Annotated in this window: 16 protein-coding genes and 3 tRNA genes; 12 read left to right on the top strand and 7 right to left on the bottom strand. The window is 63.3% G+C overall.

What is annotated here, in order from left to right; genetic code table 11:
• Positions 1–61: 61 nt before the first annotated feature.
• Positions 62–1,315: a TIGR03862 family flavoprotein gene (locus tag HGB41_RS22525; protein ID WP_171088550.1), complete on the top strand. Its 1,254-nt coding sequence runs from the start codon at positions 62–64 to the stop codon at positions 1,313–1,315.
• Here HGB41_RS22525 and HGB41_RS22520 read toward each other — a convergent pair.
• The 6 genes from HGB41_RS22520 to hpnC all read right to left on the bottom strand — a co-directional run bounded on the left by HGB41_RS22520 (position 1,305) and on the right by hpnC (position 6,229).
• Complete coding sequence (locus HGB41_RS22520) at positions 1,305–2,111, bottom strand: GIN domain-containing protein (protein ID WP_171088549.1); 807 nt, start codon at positions 2,109–2,111, stop codon at positions 1,305–1,307. The two genes, HGB41_RS22525 and HGB41_RS22520, sit on opposite strands and share 11 nt — an antisense overlap.
• A gap of 1 nt (position 2,112) precedes the next feature.
• Positions 2,113–2,904, bottom strand: coding sequence for a DUF1700 domain-containing protein (locus HGB41_RS22515; RefSeq protein ID WP_171088548.1), 792 nt, complete (start codon positions 2,902–2,904; stop codon positions 2,113–2,115).
• A gap of 20 nt (positions 2,905–2,924) precedes the next feature.
• Positions 2,925–3,074: a hypothetical protein gene (locus tag HGB41_RS22510; RefSeq protein WP_171088547.1), complete on the bottom strand. Its 150-nt coding sequence runs from the start codon at positions 3,072–3,074 to the stop codon at positions 2,925–2,927.
• Positions 3,075–3,108: 34 nt separating this feature from the next.
• Positions 3,109–4,518: a hydroxysqualene dehydroxylase HpnE gene (gene hpnE / locus HGB41_RS22505; protein ID WP_171088546.1), complete on the bottom strand. Its 1,410-nt coding sequence runs from the start codon at positions 4,516–4,518 to the stop codon at positions 3,109–3,111.
• Positions 4,505–5,338, bottom strand: coding sequence for a presqualene diphosphate synthase HpnD (gene hpnD / locus HGB41_RS22500; RefSeq protein ID WP_171088545.1), 834 nt, complete (start codon positions 5,336–5,338; stop codon positions 4,505–4,507). The genes hpnE and hpnD overlap by 14 nt, the downstream gene beginning before the upstream one ends.
• A gap of 81 nt (positions 5,339–5,419) precedes the next feature.
• Positions 5,420–6,229 carry a squalene synthase HpnC gene (gene hpnC, locus HGB41_RS22495; RefSeq protein ID WP_171088544.1) on the bottom strand — a complete coding sequence of 270 codons (810 nt, stop codon included), beginning with the start codon at positions 6,227–6,229 and terminating at the stop codon, positions 5,420–5,422.
• Positions 6,230–6,333: 104 nt separating this feature from the next.
• Between hpnC and HGB41_RS22490 the strand changes: the two genes are divergently transcribed.
• The 11 genes from HGB41_RS22490 (at position 6,334) to HGB41_RS22440 (ending at position 20,255) form a co-directional block, all read left to right on the top strand.
• Positions 6,334–7,485, top strand: a complete 1,152-nt coding sequence (locus HGB41_RS22490) for an efflux RND transporter periplasmic adaptor subunit (protein ID WP_371868574.1) — start codon at positions 6,334–6,336, stop codon at positions 7,483–7,485.
• Positions 7,482–10,580 carry an efflux RND transporter permease subunit gene (locus tag HGB41_RS22485; RefSeq protein WP_171088543.1) on the top strand — a complete coding sequence of 1,033 codons (3,099 nt, stop codon included), beginning with the start codon at positions 7,482–7,484 and terminating at the stop codon, positions 10,578–10,580. The genes HGB41_RS22490 and HGB41_RS22485 overlap by 4 nt, the downstream gene beginning before the upstream one ends.
• A gap of 342 nt (positions 10,581–10,922) precedes the next feature.
• A tRNA-Leu gene (locus tag HGB41_RS22480) sits at positions 10,923–11,009 on the top strand.
• A gap of 31 nt (positions 11,010–11,040) precedes the next feature.
• Positions 11,041–12,381: a trigger factor gene (tig, locus tag HGB41_RS22475; RefSeq protein WP_171088542.1), complete on the top strand. Its 1,341-nt coding sequence runs from the start codon at positions 11,041–11,043 to the stop codon at positions 12,379–12,381.
• A gap of 205 nt (positions 12,382–12,586) precedes the next feature.
• Positions 12,587–13,204 (top strand): ATP-dependent Clp endopeptidase proteolytic subunit ClpP, encoded by a 618-nt coding sequence (gene clpP / locus HGB41_RS22470; RefSeq protein ID WP_091875986.1) that lies wholly within the window; start codon positions 12,587–12,589, stop codon positions 13,202–13,204.
• A 157-nt stretch (positions 13,205–13,361) separates the two neighbouring features.
• Positions 13,362–14,630 (top strand): ATP-dependent Clp protease ATP-binding subunit ClpX, encoded by a 1,269-nt coding sequence (gene clpX, locus HGB41_RS22465; protein WP_171088541.1) that lies wholly within the window; start codon positions 13,362–13,364, stop codon positions 14,628–14,630.
• Positions 14,631–14,901: 271 nt separating this feature from the next.
• Positions 14,902–17,310, top strand: coding sequence for an endopeptidase La (gene lon, locus HGB41_RS22460; protein WP_171088540.1), 2,409 nt, complete (start codon positions 14,902–14,904; stop codon positions 17,308–17,310).
• 368 nt (positions 17,311–17,678) lie between these two features.
• The gene (locus HGB41_RS22455) at positions 17,679–17,951 is read left to right on the top strand and encodes an HU family DNA-binding protein (protein WP_091875983.1); all 273 of its coding nucleotides are present in this window, start codon (positions 17,679–17,681) and stop codon (positions 17,949–17,951) included.
• 66 nt (positions 17,952–18,017) lie between these two features.
• Positions 18,018–18,094 (top strand) — tRNA-Asp (locus tag HGB41_RS22450).
• Between the two features lie 19 nt (positions 18,095–18,113).
• A tRNA-Asp gene (locus HGB41_RS22445) sits at positions 18,114–18,190 on the top strand.
• A 142-nt stretch (positions 18,191–18,332) separates the two neighbouring features.
• On the top strand, positions 18,333–20,255 hold the full coding sequence (locus HGB41_RS22440; RefSeq protein WP_171088539.1) for a SurA N-terminal domain-containing protein: 1,923 nt from the start codon (positions 18,333–18,335) through the stop codon (positions 20,253–20,255).
• An 11-nt stretch (positions 20,256–20,266) separates the two neighbouring features.
• Here HGB41_RS22440 and HGB41_RS23285 read toward each other — a convergent pair.
• Positions 20,267–20,471 (bottom strand): hypothetical protein (locus HGB41_RS23285; RefSeq protein ID WP_212761069.1); only part of this gene is annotated, 205 nt, incomplete at its 5' end.

Below are 20,471 nucleotides of genomic sequence, written 5' to 3'. Positions count from 1 at the left end.
CATTTTTAAGCGCGATCCATTTCGTCTACAATGCCGCTCCTTCCTGCTTCACGTTTCCACCATGACCGAGCCCTCCCAGCCTACCCAACGCGTTGCCGTGATCGGCGGCGGCCCCGCCGGCCTGATGGCCGCCGGAGTGCTGGCCGCGGGCGGGGTGCAGGTGGATGTGTATGACGCCATGCCCTCCGTCGGACGCAAATTCCTGCTGGCCGGAAAGGGCGGCATGAACATCACGCATTCGGAAACCCTGCCTGAATTTCGCCGCCGCTACGGCGCGCGCGAGCTTGAAGTGGCGCGCTGGCTGGAAGGCTTCGGGCCGCAGGCGGTGCGCGACTGGATCCATGCGCTCGGCGTCGATACTTTCGTCGGCACGTCTGGCCGCGTGTTCCCGACCGACATGAAGGCCGCGCCCCTGCTGCGCGCCTGGCTGCACCGCCTGCGCGAAGCCGGCGTGCGCTTCCACATGCGCCACCGCTGGCTGGGCTGGCAGGATGGCCGGCTGCGCATCGCGACGCTTGAGGGCGAAACCCTGGTCGATGCCGACGCCACCGTGCTGGCCCTGGGCGGCGCGAGCTGGGCGCGCCTCGGTTCGGACGGCGCCTGGGTGCCGCTGCTCCAGGAACGCGCGGTCGACGTCGCGCCGCTGGTGCCGGCCAATTGCGGCTTCGACGTCGACTGGAGCGAACATTTCAGCACGAAGCATGCGGGCGCGCCGCTGACTACCGTGGCCATCGCCTGGCGCGGCCGCGATGGTGCGCTCGAGCGGCGCCAGGGCCAGTTCGTGGTCACGCAATCCGGCATCGAGGGCAGCCTGGTGTATGCGATCTCGGCGCCGCTGCGCGACCAGGTTGCGCAGCACGGAACCACCACCATCTGGCTCGACCTGCTGCCCGACCTCGATTGCGCCCGCGTGGCGGCGGAAGCCGGGCGTCCGCGCGGTTCGCGTTCGATGTCCAGCCACCTGCAAAGCCGGCTCGGCATCAAGGGCGTGAAGGCGGGCCTGCTGCACGAATGCCTGTCGAAGGAAGACTATGCCGACCCCGCGCGGCTGGCGGCGGCGCTCAAGGCGCTGCCGGTAGTGCTGCGGCGCCCGCGTCCCATCGATGAAGCCATCAGCAGCGCCGGCGGCGTGCGTTTCGAGGCCTTAAAGGACGGCAGCGCGATGCTGCGGGCGCTGCCTGGAGTGTTCGTGGCGGGAGAAATGGTCGACTGGGAAGCGCCGACCGGCGGCTACCTGCTCACCGCCTGCTTCGGCAGCGGCCGCGCCGCGGGACGCGACGCGCTGGCCTGGCTTGATTCCCGGCTTACTCGGTAAATGTGACGCTGCCGGTCCCGGTGCGGCTCACGCTGCGCTCGGCCGGATTGCCGAGCACCTCGATGTCGCCGCTTCCGGAAATCGAGGCCGCCACGGTGCGGCGCGCCTGCACGGTCGAGCTGCCCGACCCGGTCTGGCCGACCTTGACGGTCTCCGCGCGCAGGTGGCGGGCGTCGAGTTCGCCCGAACCGCTGGCCGTGGCTTCGAGCTCGCGGGTGCTGCCGACCACGGTCAGCTGGCCGGACCCGGACAGCGCCGCATCCAGGCGTTCCACGCCCGCACCGGCATTCAGATCAAGTTCGCCGCTGCCGCTCAGGGCCGCATTCGCGTTGCGGAAGCGCCCGTTGAAGCGCAGGCTGCCCGGACCCTCCACCCGCACTTCGATGCGCTCGCCGGAAAATCCGTTGACGCTGCTCTCGCCGCTGCCGTCCACCGTCACGCCGGCCAGGCTCGGGAGCACCAGCTCGACTTCGAGCGGGCGGCGATGGCGCAATACCATGCCGCGAATGCCGATGTGCAGCACGGCACCTTCGGCATTCACGTCCACATTGCCCAGCAGGCGCGCTTCGCCACGCACCTTGAGCGAGGGTGTGGCGCCGTAGCGCAGGGTCAGGTCGATCGGGCCGTTCAGGTCTACCGCATTCACGCCGGGCGGCACTTCGCGGGTTTCGCTGGTCACCTGGCGGCCCTCGGAGGCAGCGGCGACGCCGTTCGCGCGCAGCATGCCATAGCTCAGGCCGATCAGGACGACGGCCAGCACCAGCAGGCTGAATCCGACTTTCAGGAGGCCGCGCATCTCAGGCTCCCCGCAACAGCGACAAATTCATGCGGATGTAGCGCTTCAAGCCGATGAAGGTGTATTTGGTGACCACCAGCGACAACAGGAACAGCAGGATCCCGCCGAACACCATGCCCAGGCCGACGATGGTCTGGGTGGTGCGCGACTCGCCGTCCATGTCGGTGCTGATCTGGATGCCGGCGTCGGCAACCTTCTCGGCGCGCCGGATCACCACTTCGGAGCGGGCGACATCGTCCGGATCTTCCATCGAGTCTGCCGGCTCCGGCTTGTCGTCGTAGATATTGATGCCTTGTTCGCTGATCGACACCCGGGTGCGCCGGTTTTCGTTGGTCTCGTGGCGCACGCCGTCTTCGCCGATCTCGACCCGGTGCAGCGGGTTGTTGAGCACCAGTTCATTGGCGCCGGCCAGGCCGCTGGCGGTGATGGCGATGCCCGATACATAAAAGCCCAGCGCGCAGGCATAGGCCGCGACCAGCAGGGCAGCATACACGGCGGCCGGAATCGCCATGAACAGGTTGAACACCACCAGGCCGGCGCCGGCGACCAGCATGCGCAGCGCATTGGCCGGGGACTTCTTTTCCTTGAAGGCGTCCATGTGGGCGCTGGCGCGCAGCGTGACCGCCACCTTGCGCGGATCGCCCAGTTCTTCCGCGATGCTCGCTTCGCTGCGGCCGGCCGCGATGCCGTCGACGAAACGCTGCTCGTACCAGGCCAGCGTCCTGGCCTGCGTTTCCGGCGCCAGGCCCGTCATGGCGCGCTTGAGCGCGTCGAGATATTCCAGTTTGCCCATGTGCTGCTTGACCTCTTGATTCAGTGATGGCCGACGACCGGGATCGTGCCGATCGCCAGCGCGGTGGCGGTCCTTGACCCGCCGATGAGCTCCGGTTGCACCAGCACCGCGGTGCTGGCCGCGACAAGCGCCAGCAAGGCCAGCGTGCGCACACCGAGTCGGATGTTCATGTCGTCCCTGCCGTAAAGAGTTGTTTCGATGTTGCTACCTTACGAAACTGTGCTCCTGGCCGCCACCGCCGTGCGACGGGCTGCGCTTTTCGCGGGGCAGGGTGCCGTAGGCGCGGATAAGCGCCGCAGCCTCGACGCCGCTGCGCACCGCCGTTTCCAGCGTCGCCGGGTAGTCGCTGGCGGTGTAGTCGCCGGCCAGCACCAGTCCCGGCAGTGTGGTCTTGTTGCCGGGACGGGCCAGGCCAGGGGTGCAGGAGAAGGTGGCGCGCTTCTCGGTGATCACCTTTGTCCACTGCGGCGTGGCGAGTTCCGGACGTCGTAAATCATGCGCCAGCTGGGCGGCGATGTGCGCTGCCAGCGCATCCTGGCCAAGCTGCGCGGCGTCGCCGGCGGCGCTGACCACGACGGCCAGCAGGCCGGGCTGGGCGGCATCGGGCTGGCCTCGGTCGAAAACGAACTGGCCCCAGCGGTCTTGTGCGGGGTCGTCCAGCAGCGCATAGAAGGGCAGCTCGAGGCGCAGGGAGGCATCGTATTGCAGGTAGCAGGTGGCGATCGGCTCATGGGCAAAGGCCGCCAGCTGCGCGCTGAGTTCCGCCGCTTCCGGGTGGGCGCCCAGCAGCGCGGCCGACTGGGTGGCCGGCGTGGCCAGCACCACTGCGTCGAAGTCCGTAACCCGGTCGCCCAAGGTCGCCTGCCAGCCCTCGCCGCTGCGCGCGACGCTGTTCACCTTGACGCCGGTGAGCAGGGCGCCGCCGTGCTCCAGGACATAGGCGGCTGCGGCTTGCGGGAACAAGGCGCCCATCTCCATGCGTGGCAGCAGCATGTCCGAGGCGGCGCGGCGCTTTGCCCCCAGGCTGTCGCGCAGCACCGCCAAAAAGACCTTGGCCGAGGCGCGCGCAGGCGGCGTATTCAGGGCCGCGATGCACAGCGGGTGCCACAGCAGCCGGTTCAGGCGCGGCGTCTGATTGAAGCGTTCCAGCAGTTCGTCGACGCTGCAGTCGTTGTAGAGCACCCAGCCCATCCACTTGGCGGCGCTATGGAAGCGCGCCAGCGCAAGCTTGTCCTCGCGCGCCAGGCCCTTGGCGCGCAGCAGCGCGCCTGCCAGGTGGAAGGGCGCGGGCCAGCGCGGCGCGACGAAATCCATGCCGCCGGAGCCTTCGGGATAACGCATCTGCACGGGCAGGCGCAGCAGGGCCTGGTCCGGGTCGATGCCGACCAGGCGCAACAGACGCAGCGTCTCGCCGTAAGCGCCGAGCAGGATGTGCTGGCCATTGTCGAGCACCCGGCCGTGCACCTCGACGCCGCGTGCGCGGCCGCCCAGGGTGCGCGAAGCTTCGGCCAGCGTGACCTGGGCGCCCGCGCGCGCCAGTTCCACGGCCGCGGCGCAGCCGGCCCACCCGCCACCGGCCACCAAAACCCGCTGGGCACCCTCAGGTGCGGACATAGGTCTTCCAGGCCAGCCACAGCTTGCGCAGCGGCGTCAGCGAGATGCGTTGGTTCAGCACGTGGAAGCCGTCGCGCTCGATCTCAATCAGCAGGGTGCGGTAGATCGCGGCCATCATCAGGCCGGGACGCTGGGCGCGACGGTCTTCCTTCGGCAGCAGGGCGAAGGCTTCGTCGTAGGTACGCTGGGCGCGTTCCGTCTGAAAACGCATCAGGGCCTCGAACTTCTCGCTGTGGCGGAAATTCAGCAGGTCGGCTGCGGTCACCCCGAACTGCTGCAACTCGTTCACCGGCAGGTAGATGCGGCCCTTGCGCGCGTCGTCGCCGACGTCGCGGATGATGTTCGTGAGCTGGAAGGCCAGGCCGAGCTTCTCGGCATAGGCCAGGGTCTGCGGGTTGGCATAGCCGAAGATGCTGGCCGACAGGATGCCGACCACGCCCGCCGCGCGCCAGCAGTATTTCTGCAGGCCGGGATAATCGAGGTAGCGGCTCTGGTCGAGGTCCATTTCCATGCCGTCGATGATGGCCTGCAGGTGCTGTTCTTCGAGTTTGTAGACGGCGATATGCGGCTGCAGCGCCTTGGTCACCGGGTGGGTCGCGCTGCCCTTGTACATGGTCGAGACTTCCGACCGCCACCATGCCAGCTTGATGCGCGCCACCGACGGGTCGGTCGCTTCGTCCACGGTATCGTCCACCTCGCGGCAGAAGGCGTACAGCGCGGTGATCGCGCGGCGGCGTTCCTGGGGCAGGAATAGGAAGCTGTAATAGAAGCTGGAGCCGCTCTGGACGGTTTTTTGCTGGCAGTATTCGTCGGGGGACATGTATTTAATGCTTGTTAGGTAAGCGATGCAAACCCGCTATTCTATAGCCGATGCGGGTGGCTGAGCAGTAGAACGCATGTGCTACATGCGCAGGGCACGCCAGCCGACCGCGAGCCAGTCGGCCGCCGCCAGCGTGGGCCGGCGCCGGAACACGTCGTAATCGGCGCGCTCGATGGCGTCCAGGATGCGCAGGCCGCCCTGGACCATCAGGCGCAGTTCCCAGCCGATGCGGCCGGGCAGGCGGCGCACCAGGGGCGCACCGCCCAGCATCAGCGCACGCGCGCGCTCGACCTCGAAACGCATCAGCGCGCGCCAGGCCGGGGTCGCCGGATGTCCCAGCAGGTCGGATTCGAGCACGCCATGGCGCTCCAGGTCTTCCAGCGGCAGGTAGATGCGGCCCTTGGCGAGGTCGATCGCGACGTCCTGCCAGAAATTAATCAACTGGAGGGCAGTACAGATCGCATCGGAATCGCGCAGGTTGCGCTCGTCCACGGCATCGTAGAGTTCCAGCATCAGGCGCCCGACCGGGTTGGCCGAACGCCGGCAATAGTCGAGCAGGGCGGTGTAATCGGGGTAGCGGGTCGTTACCACGTCCTGGCGGAAGGCCGACAGCAGGTCGTGCATCGGGGTCACCGGCAGCCGGAACCCGGCCACCACCCCGGCCAGCCGGGCAAACATCGGGTCAGGGGGGACTGAGCCGCGTTCAATGGCTTCCAATGCCTGGCCATAGGTTTCCAGCGCAGCCAGGCGTTCGGCCGCCGTAGCATCGCCTTCGTCGGCGATGTCATCGGCGCTGCGCGCGAAAGCGTAGATCGCCTCGACCGCCGGCGCCAGGCGGCGCGGCAGTAAAAACGATGCGACGGGAAAATTCTCGTAATGCTCGACGGGCATATTTGACGGTTGCCTCTAAAGCGGGGTTTCTTTGGTATTTCCAAGATTATAATTGCTCTATAACAAATGCCCTAGCTGGGTATGTATTCGACAAAGGGTCCACCGTGTTCCAGTCTTCCCGCTTTCCGCGTGCCGCACTCCTGGCGCCGCTTTTGATCGCCATGCTTGCCGCATGCGACAAACCCGCCCCCAAAACCGAAGACGTGCGCCCGGTGCGCGTCATCCAGCTCGCTGCCGGCAATGGCACCGAGCGTGTGGAATTTTCCGGCGACGTGCGCCCGCGCTACGAGTCGCGCCTGGGCTTCCGGGTTGGCGGCAAGATCGTCGAGCGCAAGGTGGACATCGGCACCAATGTGAAGGACGGCCAGGTGCTGATGCGGCTCGATCCGCAAGACCTGCGCCTGGCCGAATCGCAGGCCCGGGCCTCCCTGCGCGCCGCCGAAACCGGGCGCGACCTGGCGCAGGCCGACTACAAGCGCCACCAGGACCTGCGTACCCAGAATTTCGTCAGCCAGGCCGTGCTGGATGCCAAGCAGTCCGCGCTGCGCGCCGCCCAGGCGAACGTGGACGCGGCGCGCGCCGGCCTGCGCGGACAATCGAACCAGGCCGGCTATGCCAACCTGGAATCCGATGCCGACGGCGTGGTCACCGCGATCGATGCCGAAGTCGGGCAGGTGGTGGCGGCCGGCGTGCCGGTCGTGCGCGTGGCCCGTACGGACGAAAAGGAAGTCGTGATCGGGATCCCGGAAGACCGGGTCGGGCAGCTGCGCCGCGTGAATGGCGTGAGCGTGCGCCTGTGGGCCAACCGCGGCCAAAGCATTCCGGGCAAGATCCGCGAAATCTCGCCGGTTGCCGATCCTTCCACCCGCACCTATACGGTCAAGGTGTCGCTACCGCCGGGGACGGACGTGCGCCTCGGTATGACCGCCACCGTGGAGCTGGCGACGACGGCCACTGCAAATGGGACCGCACTGCGGGTCCCGCTCAGCGCCCTTGTGCAGGACAAGGGTGCGACCAGCGTCTGGGTAGTCGAGAAGGAGCGGTCCGGCGCGCCGGCTGTGCAGCTGCGCCGGGTGCAGGTGGCCGGCCAGTCCGGCAATGACCTGCTGCTTTCCGGCGGCGTGCAGCCCGGCCAGACCGTGGTGACGGCCGGCGTGCACCTGCTGAAACCCGGCCAGAAGGTCCGGATCCTGACCGCGGACGTCTCGCGCCGGGGCGATACCGAAGCGGCAGCGGTGGGCGGGGGAGCTCAATGAGGGGTTTCAACCTGTCGCGCTGGGCGCTGGAGCACATCCCGCTCACGCGCTACCTGATCGCCGCGCTGCTCATCGGCGGCATCCTGAGCTACCAGCAGCTGGGCCAGGACGAAGACCCGCCGTTCACCTTCCGGGCGATGGTCGTCAGCGCCGTGTGGCCGGGCGCCACCGCCGTGCAGATGGCGGAGCAGGTGACCGATCCGCTCGAGCGCAAGCTGCAGGAAACGCCGTATATCGACCGCATCCGCAGCTTTTCCAAGCCGGGCGAGACCACCATCATCATCGAGCTGCGCGAATCGACGCCGGCCCAGGACACCGCGCCGACCTGGTACCAGGTGCGCAAGAAGCTTGGCGACATGGCCGGCACCCTGCCGCAAGGCGTGATCGGCCCCTTCTTCAATGACGAATTCGGCGATACCTACGGCTCGATCTTCGCGCTCTCGGGCGATGGCTTCAACCAGGCCGAGATGAAGGATTACGCCGACTTCGTGCGCCAGCAGCTGCTGACCGTTCCGCTGGTCTCGAAAGTCGAGCAGTTCGGCGTGCAGGACGAAAAGGTCTACATCGAATTCTCGAGCAAGAAGTTCGCCCAGCTGGGCATCCCCTTCGAGCAGATCGTCAACCAGATCGCCACGCAAAACCAGGTCGAGGCCAGCGGCATGCTGGTGACGCCGACTGATTATCTGCAGGTGCGCGTGACCGGCGCCTTCAAGACCGTCGACCTGCTGGAAAACCTGCAGCTGCGCTCTGGGAACACCACCTTCCGCCTGGGCGATTTCGCGGTCGTGAAGCGCGGCTACCAGGATCCCCCAAAAGACAAGATGCGCTTCAACGGCAAGGAAGTGATCGGCCTGGGCGTGTCGATGGAGAAGGGCGGGAACATCATCCGGCTCGGCGAGGGCCTCGACGCCACCGTGGCCCGTATCCGCTCCCAGCTGCCGGTCGGGATCGAGCTCGAACGCGTGACCGACCAGCCGGCCGCGGTCACCGCCTCGGTGAACGAATTCGTCAAGGTGCTGATCGAGGCGGTGATCATCGTGCTGGCGGTCTCCTTTATCGCGCTCGGCCTGCATACCAAGCCGAAGCTGCGCATCGACGTGCGCCCCGGCCTGGTGGTGGCGCTGACGATTCCGCTGGTGCTGGCGATTACCTTCCTGTTCATGCGCCTGCTCGACATCTCGCTGCACAAGATCTCGCTCGGCGCGCTCATTATCGCGCTGGGACTGCTGGTGGACGACGCCATCATCGCGGTCGAAATGATGGTGCGAAAGATGGAAGAGGGCATGTCGCGCTTCGAGGCCGCCACCTTCGCCTACACCTCGACCGCGATGCCGATGCTCACCGGGACCCTGATCACGGCGGCCGGCTTCCTGCCGATCGGCCTGGCCAAGTCGGCGGCCGGCGAATACACCTTCACGATGTTCTCGGTGAATGCGCTGGCCCTCCTGATTTCCTGGGTGGCGGCGGTGGTGTTCACGCCGTATATCGGCTATGTACTGCTGCGGGTGAAACCGCACGGCCAGGGCGAATCCTCGCACGACGTCTTCGACAGCCCGGCCTACGAGCGTTTCCGGCGCCTCGTGAACCGGTGCGTGGAATGGCGCAAGACCACGATCGCGCTGAGCCTGGGCGTATTCGCGCTGGGGGTGTTCGGCTTCAATTTCATCGAGAAGCAGTTCTTCCCGGATTCCAGCCGCCCCGAGCTGATGGTGGAAATGTGGTTGCCCGAAGGCACCAGCTTTGCCGCCAACGAAGCAGTGGTGAAGCGCTTCGAAGGCTTCCTGAAACAGCAGAAGGGCGTGCAGAGCGTGACCAGCTATGTCGGCACCGGCAGCCCGCGCTTCTACCTGCCGCTCGACCAGATCTTCCCGCAGTCGAACGTGTCGCAGCTGGTCGTGCTGCCCGTCGACGCAAACGCGCGCGAAAGCCTGCGCCTGAAAATCGAAGACGCCTTCCGCAACGACTTCCCCGAGGTGCGCGGCCGCGTCAAGCTGCTGCCGAACGGCCCGCCGGTGGCCTATCCGGTGCAGTTCCAGGTGCTCGGCCCGGACATCGGCATCGTGCGCACCCTGGCCAACCAGGTAAAAGAGACCCTGCGCGCGAATCCGAGTACGGTCGGCGTGAACGACAACTGGAACGAGGCTGTCAAGGTACTGCGCCTGGACCTCGACCAGGACAAGCTGCGCGCGCTGGGCGTCACCTCGCAGGCGGTGCGCCGGGTCGTCAATACGACGCTCACCGGCACCCCAGTGGGCCAGTTCCGCGAAACCAACCGCCTGATCGACATCGTGGTGCGCCAGCCTTTGGAGGAACGTTCGACCATCACCCGTCTGTCGGAAGCGCTGGTGCCGACCACCGGCGGGCGCTTTGTCCCGATCGGGCAGGTGGCGCGGGTGCAGTTCGTGTGGGAGCCAGGCGTGGTCTGGCGCGAGGGCCGGGAGTGGGCCATCATGGTGCAGTCGGACGTGGTCGAAGGCATCCAGGGACCGACTGTCACCGCCCAGGTGGACGAGAAGCTGGCAGAACTGCGCAGCAAGCTGCCGGCCGGCTATCGCGTCACGGTCGAAGGCGCCGCGGCAGACAGTTCGGACGCGGAAGCCTCGATCATGGCCAACGTGCCGCTGGTGCTGTTCATCGTGTTCACGCTGCTGATGCTGCAGCTGCACAGCTTCTCGCGCTCGCTGCTGGTGTTCCTGACCGGGCCGCTGGGCATCGCGGGTGCGGCCATGGCCCTGCTGGTGTTCGATCGGCCGTTCGGCTTCGTGGCGAACCTGGGCGTGATTGCGCTGTTCGGCATGATCATTCGCAATTCTGTGATCCTGGTCGACCAGATCGAGCAGGACATCGCCGCCGGGGCCGAAGCCTGGGATGCGATCGTCGAAGCAGCCGTGCGGCGCTGCCGGCCGATCCTGCTGACCGCGGCCGCGGCGGCGCTGGCCATGATCCCGCTGTCGCGTTCGGTGTTCTGGGGGCCGATGGCGGTGGCGATCATGGGTGGGCTCCTGGTGGCGACGGCGCTGACCCTGTTGTTCCTGCCGGCGCTGTATGCGGCGTGGTTCAGGGTCAAGAAGCCGGTTGGGGCCAAGGTCGCGTGAATTCGGACGTGATTTGAACGCGTGGGCAGGTAGAACAGTTCAGTGGACTGTTCTACGCCCACCCTACGAGGAGCGGCAAATCGTAGGGTGGGCAAGTCCCTTGCCCACGCGTTCAACGCACACATGCATATGGCAGCGCGACCAACATTGCATACGGCAGAGTTCCATCATCTCTATATAGAAGAGCTCCATTCCCCGCACGCCAAGCAAAAAACGCCCAATAGTGACAGAAAATCCAGTAAAATAATTGGCTGAAGTTGTAGCCCATAAACAGAGGAGTGCAGGGCGGCCGGTTTCACTGTCGGGCGCCCTTTGTTTTTGTGGCAGAAAATGCAATCCTGCGCGAGGATGGCGAAATTGGTAGACGCACCAGGTTTAGGTCCTGACGCCAGCAATGGTGTGGGGGTTCGAGTCCCCCTCCTCGCACCACGAATAATTATTTTTTTGGACGATTTTTATAATGGCAACTGCAGTCGAAACCCTGGGTAAACTCGAGCGTCGCTTGACGATCTCTTTTCCGGTAGCTGACGTCCGTACGGAGGTCGAAAAGCGCCTCAAGCAGCAGGCCAAGTCGGCAAAAGCCCCTGGCTTCCGCCCGGGCAAAGTGCCGCTCAAGATGGTCGCTGCGCAATACGGTTACCAGATCGAATCGGACGTGCTGAACGACAAAGTCGGCCGCGCGTTCAATGAAGCAGCCAACGAGAACCAGCTGCGCGTTGCCGGTTTCCCGAAAATCGAGCCGAAGCAGGACGCGCCGGAAGGCATGCTCGAGTTCGACGCGACCTTTGAAGTCTACCCTGACGTCGTGCTGGCCGACCTGGCCACCATGGAAGTCGAAACCGTCGCTGCCGACGTCACCGACACCGAAATCGACAAGACCATCGACATCCTGCGCAAGCAGCGCGTGCACTACCACGCCAAGGGCGTGGCAGGCGAGCACGGCGACGGCGGCGAGCCGGTGGCTGCCAACGGCGACCGCGTGACCGTCGACTTCGTCGGCAAGATCGACGGCGTCGAGTTCGACGGCGGCAAGGCCGACAACTACGCCTTCGTGCTGGGCGAAGGCCGCATGCTGCCGGAATTCGAAGCGGCGACCATCGGCCTGAAAGTCGGCGAAAGCAAGACTTTCCCGTTGGCTTTCCCAGAGGACTACCACGGCAAGGACGTCGCCGGCAAAACCGCCGACTTCACCATCACCCTGAACAAGCTCGAGTGGGCGCACATGCCTGAAATCGACGCCGAGTTTGCCAAGTCGCTCGGTATCGAAGACGGCGCCGTCGAAAAGATGCGCGACGACATCAAGACCAACCTCGAGCGTGAAGTTACCGCCCGCGTCAAGGCCCGCAACAAGGAAGCCGTGATGGACGCCCTGGTCAAGGCCACCGACATGGAAGTGCCGAAGGCCATGATCCAGCAGGATTCGGAGCGCCTGGCCGACATGACCCGCCAGGACATGATGCAGCGCGGCATGGACGTCAAGGCGATGCCTTTCCCGGCCGAGATGTTCGCCGACAAGGCAGAGCGCCGCGTGCGCCTGGGCCTGATCCTGTCAGCTTTGGTTAGCGACAACAATCTGCAGGCAACACAGGAACAGGTCAAGGCCCAGATCGAAGACTTTTCGCAAAGTTACGAAGATCCAAAAGAAGTCCTCAAGTATTATTACAGCGACCGTCGCCGCCTGGGCGAAGTCGAAGCACTTGTTTTGGAAGAAAACGTCGTTAACTATGTCCTCGGTAAGGCGAAGGTCAGCACCAAGACCATCGCTTTCGATGAACTGATGGGTGGCAACGCTCAGGGTTAATAGAAACACCCGGCCCGCAAGGGTGCGATGTGCTTCCTCGTAGGGTGGGCAAGTTTCTTGCCCACGCGGTGATAGTTACAGGCAAGATCGTCGATATCGATATCGGAGCCCGCAACGATCCCCGCGTGGGCAGCGGAGCTGCCCACCCTACGTGTATAGTGGCCGGTGTTTTTGCAATCCACTTTTAACAAGGAACGAGACAGGTATGATTCATAATCCGGCATTGGATACCCAAGCCCTCGGCCTCGTGCCGATGGTGGTCGAACAAAGCGGTCGCGGCGAGCGCGCCTATGACATCTATTCGCGCCTCCTGAAGGAACGCGTGATCTTCCTGGTCGGTCCTGTCAACGACCAGATGGCCAACCTCATCGTGGCCCAGATGCTGTTCCTCGAGAGCGAAAATCCGGACAAGGACATTTCGCTGTACATCAACTCGCCGGGCGGTTCCGTCTCGGCGGGCCTGGCGATCTTCGACACGATGAACTTCATCAAGCCGGACGTCTCCACGCTGTGCACCGGCCTGGCGGCCTCGATGGGCGCCTTCCTGCTGGCCGCGGGCGCCAAGGGCAAGCGGTTCTCGCTGCCGAACTCGCGCGTCATGATCCACCAGCCCTCAGGTGGTTCGCAGGGCATGGCTTCGGACATCGAGATCCAGGCCAAGGAAATCCTGTACCTGCGCGAGCGCCTGGCCCGCATCATGGCCGACAACACCGGCCAGACGATCGAGCAGATCCACAAGGATACCGACCGCGACCGCTTCATGTCCGCGGAAGAATCGGTCGAGTACGGCCTGATTGACCGCGTTCTTACCAACCGCGCCTAAGCAGCGCGGTGCAACCCCGCAAGGGTGTTGCCAAAAAACGCCCGGACGCATGACGTTCGGGCGTTTCGTTTTTATTTCGGGTAGCATGTTCGTATGCGCACTTGTTGCGCGTCCGTATTAGCGTTATATTCAAGCAACTAAATAGATAACCTGCCCCATGTCTGACAAAAAATCCTCCAGCGGCGAAAAACTTCTGTATTGCTCGTTCTGCGGAAAGAGCCAGCACGAAGTCAAGAAGCTGATCGCGGGACCGTCGGTATTCATCTGCGATGAATGCATAGATCTGTGCAACGACATCATCCGCGACGAGACTTCGAATGTCGAGTCGGTGGCGGGCGCCAAGTCCGACCTGCCGACGCCACACGAAATCACCGAACTGCTCGACCAGTACGTGATCGGCCAGCAAACGGCCAAGCGCATCCTGTCGGTGGCGGTGTACAACCATTACAAGCGCCTCAAGCACCTCGGCAAGAAAGACGACATTGAACTTGCCAAGAGCAATATCCTGCTCGTGGGCCCGACCGGCTCCGGCAAGACCCTGCTGGCCCAGACCCTGGCGCGCATGCTCAACGTCCCCTTCGTGATCGCCGACGCGACCACGCTGACCGAAGCCGGCTATGTCGGCGAAGACGTCGAGAACATCATCCAGAAGCTGCTGCAAAGCTGCAATTACGAAGTCGACAAGGCCCAGCGCGGCATCGTCTACATCGACGAGATCGACAAGATCTCGCGCAAGTCCGATAACCCGTCGATCACGCGTGACGTGTCGGGCGAGGGTGTGCAGCAGGCATTGCTGAAACTGATCGAAGGCACCATGGCATCGGTGCCGCCACAAGGCGGCCGCAAGCACCCGAACCAGGACTTCGTCCAGATCGACACGACCAACATCATGTTCATCTGCGGCGGCGCCTTCGACGGCCTGGCCAAGATCGTGCAGAACCGGTCGGAAAAGGGCGGCATCGGCTTCGGCGCCACGGTCAAGAGCCAGAGCCAGCGCGCGGCCAGCGAGATCATGATGGAAGCCGAGCCGGAAGACCTGATCAAGTTCGGCCTCATCCCTGAACTGGTCGGCCGCCTGCCGGTGGTCGCCACGCTCAACGAGCTGACCGAAGAGGCACTGATCCAGATCCTGATCGAGCCGAAAAATGCTTTGATCAAACAGTACTCGAAGCTGCTTGAAATGGAAGGCGCCGAACTCGAAATACGTCCTGCGGCCTTGCACGCAATTGCCCGTAAAGCATTGGCGCGCAAGACCGGTGCCCGCGGCCTGCGTTCGATCCTGGAACACGCGCTGCTCGACGTAATGTATGAATTGCCAAGCCAGCAAAATGTCGTGAAAGTCGTTATTGATGAAAATACGATCACGAACGCAGCTAAACCTTTGCTTATTTACAGTGAATCGCCAAAAGCTTCCGGCGAAAACTGAAAAAAGGGCTGCGCGGTTGCAACAAAACTCTTGCCGTACGGATTCTTGAAGGTACAATTTACTTCAATAAAAGACGCAGGCTTCATTCGAAAAGCCACTCGCCGGGGTAAGCCCGGGCGGTGGCTTTTTCATTTGAAAACCGGATTTTATTGGAACGGCTATATTCTTCGTTAATTGATAAAGTTTTACTTGAAGAAAATATTTTCGCAGTGGCCTTGAGATTTACCCTGCGAGTGCCCAAGTTCAGCAACACGCTTTTATAAGGTACGCCATGACAACTCCGAAATTAACCGAGCAAACGACGCTGCCCCTTTTGCCGTTGCGCGACGTGGTCGTGTTCCCGCATATGGTGATACCTCTGTTCGTTGGCCGTCCTAAATCCATCAAGGCCCTCGAAGCCGCGATGGAGCAGGGCAAGAGCATCATGCTGGCCGCACAGAAAGCCGCCGCCAAGGACGAACCTTCTGCCGAAGACATCTACGAAATCGGCTGCGTGGCCAATATCCTGCAGATGCTCAAGCTTCCCGACGGTACCGTAAAGGTACTGGTCGAAGGCTCGCAACGCGCGCGCATCGATACCATCACCGATGGCGCTACCCACTTTACCGCCGAACTGACCCCGGTCGAATCGGAGGTCGGCGACGACTCCGAAGTCGAGGCCATGCGCCGCGCCATCGTCCAGCAGTTCGACCAGTACGTCAAACTCAATAAAAAAATCCCGCCGGAGATCCTGGCATCGCTGGCAGGCATCGACGACGCCGGCCGCCTGGCCGATACCGTTGCCGCCCACCTGCCGCTCAAGCTCGAGCAAAAGCAGGTCATCCTGGAGATCTTCAACGTCGCCAAGCGCCTGGAGCACCTGCTCGGCCAGCTCGAAGGCGAACTGGACATCCTGCAGGTCGAGAAGCGCATCCGTGGCCGCGTCAAGCGCCAGATGGAAAAGTCGCAGCGCGAGTATTACCTGAACGAACAGGTCAAGGCCATCCAGAAAGAGCTGGGTGAAGGCGAAGAGGGCGCTGACATCGAAGAGCTCGAGAAGAAGGTGATCGCCGCCAAGATGCCGAAAGAGGCACTGGAAAAAGCGCAGGCCGAAATCCGCAAGCTCAAGCTGATGTCGCCGATGTCGGCCGAAGCCACCGTCGTGCGCAACTACATCGACACCCTGGTCTCGCTGCCATGGCGCAAGAAGTCGAAAGTCACCATCGACCTCGAGAATGCCCAGAACGTGCTCGAAGCCGACCACTATGGGCTCGACAAAATTAAAGAACGTATCCTGGAATATCTTGCAGTCCAACAGCGCGTCGACAAGCTGAAGGCCCCGATCCTGTGCTTCGTGGGTCCTCCGGGCGTGGGTAAGACCTCGCTGGGCCAGTCCATTGCCCGTGCCACGAACCGCAAGTTCGTGCGCATGGCCCTGGGCGGCGTGCGCGACGAAGCCGAGATCCGCGGCCACCGCCGCACCTATATCGGCTCGATGCCGGGCAAGGTGCTGCAATCGCTGGCGAAAGTCGGCGTGCGCAACCCGCTGTTCCTGCTGGACGAGATCGACAAGATGGGCGCGGACTTCCGCGGCGACCCGTCGTCGGCCCTGTTAGAAGTGCTGGACCCGGAACAGAACCACACGTTCTCGGACCATTACCTCGAAGTGGACTTCGACCTGTCGGACGTGATGTTCGTGGCGACCTCGAACTCGTACAATATCCCGCCGGCGCTGCTGGACCGCATGGAAGTCATCCGCCTGTCGGGTTACACCGAAGACGAGAAGACCAGCATCGCCCAGCGCTACCTGTTGCCGAAGCAGCTGAAAGCCAACGGCTTGAAGGAAGAAGAGATCAAGGTCGAAGAGACCGCGGTGCGCGACATCATCCGCTACTACACCCGTGAAGCGGGCGTGCGTTCGCTGGACCGCGAGATCTCCAAGATCTGCCGCAAGGTCGTCAAGATGCTGCTGCTGAAGAAGACGGAAAAGCGCGTCATCGTCAACGGCAAGAACCTGGACAAGTTCCTGGGTGTGCGCCGCTACGATTTCGGCGTGGCCGAGAAGCAGAACCAGGTCGGCCAGGTGGTTGGTCTTGCCTGGACCGAAGTCGGCGGCGACCTGCTGACGATCGAAGCCGTCAACGTGCCGGGCAAGGGCGCGATCATCCGCACCGGTACCCTGGGCGACGTGATGAAGGAATCGATCGAGGCAGCCCGCACCGTGGTGCGCTCGCGCGCCCAGCGTTTCGGCATCAAGGCGGAAGCTTTTGAAAAGAACGACATCCACATCCACGTGCCGGAAGGCGCGACGCCGAAGGATGGCCCGTCTGCCGGTATCGGCATGACCACCGCCTTGGTCTCGGCCTTCACCGGCATCCCGGTCCGTGCGGACGTGGCGATGACGGGCGAGATCACGCTGCGCGGCGAAGTGCTGCCGATCGGCGGCCTGAAAGAGAAGCTGCTGGCGGCGCATCGCGGCGGCATCAAGACGGTCTTGATCCCCGAGCAGAACGTGAAGGACCTGGCCGAGATCCCGGACAACGTCAAGAACAAGCTCGAGATCGTGCCGGTGCGCTGGATCGAGAAGGTACTCGAGGTTGCCCTGGAACGCCTGCCGGAACCCATCGTCGACGCACCGGCAACGGTGGCCGTGGCGCCTGCCGCGGCTGCGGATGGGCAGACCGACGTGGTCAAGCACTGATCGTTGTTGTGATCTTCAAGACAGGCGCCTGCGGGCGCCTGTTTTTTTGGGTCAGCGTTTCGCGCGAATACTTGGGTTCCGGCCTGCGCCGGAACGACGTTGGTGGATGTTGTGAAGCTATTCGAGCAGCGGCTTCGTTTTTGCCGCCTGCGGTAAATCCGTCATCCCGGCGAAGGCCGGGATCCAGGTTCGTCCGCCAGCCAGCAGCACAATCGATATTCGTATCACATACAAATAGCGACATATGCACCTCAACACCTTCATGCGCCACGCATGTTGCTTGACAGAATAATGTTGCCCTTGTTTAATACGCGCTTGCACTTTTGCATGTAGGCGCATGAGCGTCGAACGAATAAACGAGGGTTAGAGTGAACAAGACAGAACTGATCGAAGAAATCGCGAAGTCCGCGGACATCACCAAGGCTTCGGCCACGCGCGCACTCGACGCGATGATCATCGCTGTGACGGAAAGCCTGAAGAAGAACGACAGCGTCACGCTGGTCGGCTTCGGCACCTTCACCGTGGGCGATCGCGCCGCGCGTACCGGCCGCGATCCTCGCACCAAGGAACCCATCAAGATCAAGGCTGCCAAGGTTCCAAAATTTAAGGCTGGTAAAGCTCTGAAAGATGCTGTAAACTAATGCCTTCTCTGCAGTGACATGCAGGGAGCACTACCCGAAAGGGTAATGCGATGACGTGTTTTTGTTGGAGCGGTAGTTCAGTTGGTTAGAATACCGGCCTGTCACGCCGGGGGTCGCGGGTTCGAGTCCCGTCCGCTCCGCCAACATCCACAACATTATTCTGGAGCGGTAGTTCAGTTGGTTAGAATACCGGCCTGTCACGCCGGGGGTCGCGGGTTCGAGTCCCGTCCGCTCCGCCAGAATTCAGTCGTACCCGGCAGCTTGAAAAAGCTGAATGGGAAACAAGAAGGGGCGAACGCGAGTTCGCCTTTTTTTTTAACATGTGCTGTTGAGAACCTATCAACGAGGTTCTAAAGCATTATCAACCTTGAATGGCTGACCATGTTTGAATTTGTCCGTAATAACAAGCGCGTGATGCAGGGGCTGCTACTCGTGATCATCGTGCCGTCCTTCGTGTTAGTCGGTGTCGACAGTTACCAGGACCGCGGCGACGCGGCGTCGAGCGTAGCGACCGTGGCCGGCCAAAAGGTCACCCAGCAGGAATGGGAAGAAGCCCAGCGCCGTCAGATCGACCAGGCGCGCCGCATGATGGGTGCCCAATTCGACCAGAAGATGTTCGAGACCGCGGAAGCCAAGCAGGCCATCCTGAACAACCTGGTGGCCGAGCGCGCCGTCGCCGCCGAGATCGCACGCGGCAACGTGACCGTCAGCGACGCAGCCTTGCAGAAGAGCATCCTGGCGATCGAGGCCTTCCGCAAACCTGACGGGACCTTCGACATGGAGCAGTACAAGTCCGCGCTGGCCGCGCAGGGCATGACGCCGGCGATGTTCGACCAGCGCCTGCGCCGCGACCTCGCCGTGCAGCAGATCTCCAGCTCGATCGAGGCGACCGCCTTCGCACCGCGCAGCGTGGCGACCCGCCTGTCGGACATCAACGACCAGGAACGCGAAGTCCAGGAACTGCTGTTCCCGGTCGCCGCCTACCTGCCGCAGGTGAAAATCACCGACGCGATGGTCAAGGCCTATTACGACAAGAACGCCCAGCTGTTCACGATTCCCGAACAGGTCAAGGCCGAATACGTCGTCTTCAACGCCGACGTCGTCGCCAGCCAGACCCAGGTGACCGACGCTGAAGTCGCCGACTACTACAACAAGAACGTCAAGAGCTATACGACGCCGGAACAGCGGACCGCCAGCCACATCCTGGTCAACCTGGCGCGCGATGCGAAGCCGGCGGATCAGGCGGCAGCCAAGGCGAAAGCCGAAGCCGTGCTGGCTGAAGTGCGCAAGAACCCGGCCAACTTCGCAGAGATCGCCAAGGCGCAATCGCAGGATCCGGGCTCGGCCCAGGCCGGCGGCGACCTCGGCGTGGTCGAGAAGGGCGCCTTCGTCAAGCCGGTCGAGGATGCGATCTACGCCCTGAAAGACGGCGAGACCAGCGGACTGGTGCAGTCGGAATTCGGCTATCACATCATCAAGGTCACCGCGGTCAAGCCGGCGGCGCAGAAGCCACTGGACAGCGCGAAAGAAGAAATCGCGGCCGACCTGAAAAAGCAGAAGATGTCGAAGAAGTATTCGGAGCTGGCCGAGGTCTTCACCAACATGGTGTACGAGCAGGCGGACAGCCTGAAGCCGGTCGCCGACAAGCTGGGCCTGAAGATCGAGACCGTCGATGCGCTGACTCGCACCCCGAGCCCGCAGATGGCCCAGGCGCCGTTCAACCATGCGAAATTCCTGGCCGCGATCTTCGGCACGGATGCGATCAAGAACAAGCGCAACACCGACGCCATCGAAGTGGCGCCGAGCGTGCTGATGTCGGGCCGCGTGGTCGAGTTCAAGCCGGCCACCAAGCGTCCGCTGGCAGAAGTCGATGCCGCCATCCGCCAGCGCGTGACGCTGGAAGAAGCGGCGCGCCTGGCACGCCAGGCCGGCGAAGCCAAGCTGGCTGCTGCAAAAGCCTCGGGCGACGCCACCGGTTTCGGCGAAGCGAAGCTGGTCTCGCGCACCAAGGAGCCAGGCATCAACACCACCGCGGCCATCGCCGTGCTGAAGGCTGACGTCACCAAGCTGCCGGCCTACGTGGGTGTCGAGCTGCCGGGCCAGGGTTATGGCGTCTACCGCATCGGCAGGATCGCGCAGCCGGCCCAGCCGGACGCCGCCCGCCGCAAGCAGGAAGCGCAGCAGATCTCCACCCTGGTGGGCCAGTCGGAGATGTACAACTACGTCGAAGCGCTCAAGACCAAGGCCAAGGCCAAGCTCAATGTGCAGCCGTCGCAGCTGGGTGTGAAGACCGACGCGCAGTAATTCCTGGCGCGTTAAAAAAGCCCGGCTGCGTGAGCAAGCCGGGCTTTTTGTTTATGCGACGGATCATCGTGTAGTTGAACGCGCGGGCAAGGGACTTGCCCACCCTGTAACAGCAAAGTAGAAATGTCCGCTTTTAGCAAAGTTAAAATGTCCGTTTTCCAAAAGTCACACTCGCTTTTGAGCGGATGCTTTCTTCGCTGCCGTGGTGCCCTGCGT

This window comes from Telluria aromaticivorans, assembly GCF_013003915.1.
GTDB classification, from domain to species: Bacteria; Pseudomonadota; Gammaproteobacteria; order Burkholderiales; family Burkholderiaceae_D; genus Telluria; species Telluria aromaticivorans.
This window is presented reverse-complemented; position numbering and strand designations above follow the sequence as displayed.

Bases quoted from the DNA above. Each gene is read 5' to 3' on its own strand.
- HGB41_RS22525 (WP_171088550.1), top strand. From the start codon at position 62: ATGACCGAGCCCTCCCAGCCTACCCAACGCGTTGCCGTGATCGGCGGC.
- HGB41_RS22520 (WP_171088549.1), bottom strand. From the start codon at position 2,111: ATGCGCGGCCTCCTGAAAGTCGGATTCAGCCTGCTGGTGCTGGCCGTC.
- HGB41_RS22515 (WP_171088548.1), bottom strand. From the start codon at position 2,904: ATGGGCAAACTGGAATATCTCGACGCGCTCAAGCGCGCCATGACGGGC.
- HGB41_RS22510 (WP_171088547.1), bottom strand. From the start codon at position 3,074: ATGAACATCCGACTCGGTGTGCGCACGCTGGCCTTGCTGGCGCTTGTC.
- hpnE (WP_171088546.1), bottom strand. From the start codon at position 4,518: ATGTCCGCACCTGAGGGTGCCCAGCGGGTTTTGGTGGCCGGTGGCGGG.
- hpnD (WP_171088545.1), bottom strand. From the start codon at position 5,338: ATGTCCCCCGACGAATACTGCCAGCAAAAAACCGTCCAGAGCGGCTCC.
- hpnC (WP_171088544.1), bottom strand. From the start codon at position 6,229: ATGCCCGTCGAGCATTACGAGAATTTTCCCGTCGCATCGTTTTTACTG.
- HGB41_RS22485 (WP_171088543.1), top strand. From the start codon at position 7,482: ATGAGGGGTTTCAACCTGTCGCGCTGGGCGCTGGAGCACATCCCGCTC.
- tig (WP_171088542.1), top strand. From the start codon at position 11,041: ATGGCAACTGCAGTCGAAACCCTGGGTAAACTCGAGCGTCGCTTGACG.
- clpP (WP_091875986.1), top strand. From the start codon at position 12,587: ATGATTCATAATCCGGCATTGGATACCCAAGCCCTCGGCCTCGTGCCG.
- clpX (WP_171088541.1), top strand. From the start codon at position 13,362: ATGTCTGACAAAAAATCCTCCAGCGGCGAAAAACTTCTGTATTGCTCG.
- lon (WP_171088540.1), top strand. From the start codon at position 14,902: ATGACAACTCCGAAATTAACCGAGCAAACGACGCTGCCCCTTTTGCCG.
- HGB41_RS22440 (WP_171088539.1), top strand. From the start codon at position 18,333: ATGTTTGAATTTGTCCGTAATAACAAGCGCGTGATGCAGGGGCTGCTA.